The organism is Streptomyces sp. DH37 (assembly GCF_029813835.1).
Taxonomy (GTDB): Bacteria; Actinomycetota; Actinomycetes; order Streptomycetales; family Streptomycetaceae; genus Streptomyces.
This window is the reverse complement of sequence record NZ_JARVKV010000195.1, coordinates 1-443: the sequence shown is the minus strand read 5'-3', so window position 1 is coordinate 443 and position 443 is coordinate 1. Positions and strand designations below refer to the sequence as shown.

Genomic DNA, 443 nt, shown 5'->3' with positions numbered 1-443 from the left:
GGGCGGAGAGGCCCCCCGGCTTTCCGCTCCTTCGCATCGCAACCTCCCGCAGTTCCCAAAACTTAGACCGCATTTCGCTTGCAAAGTTCGGGGAGTCGAGGCACTCTATACATAGACCGCAGAACGCGGTTAAAGTTTCCGGGAGGGGCAGACCATGACCATCACCACCGACGTGACCGACGTGAATGCCGCCTTCGCCACCGAGCGCGCCGAGCTGATCGACGCCGCCCGCGCCTGGGAAGCCCGCCTCGCCGAGCGCATCGCGCGGGGTGAGGTCGAGCGCCTGGCCGACGGCCGCTACCGCGTCCTCACCGGGTGGGACCGGGGCGTGATCCTGTCCGCCACCGGCATGCCCCAGCACGGGCTGGACATGACCGGCGACCGGGCCGCGCTGTACTCCGCCGTCCCCGCCTGGCACGGCCTCGGCCAGATCATCCCCGGCG

Annotated in this window: 1 pseudogene; it reads left to right on the top strand. The window is 69.5% G+C overall.

The features are described 5' to 3' along the window. Nucleotides 1-154: 154 nt before the first annotated feature. Nucleotides 155-443 (top strand): annotated as a pseudogene (locus tag QC029_RS30635) (hypothetical protein); the annotation flags it as partial.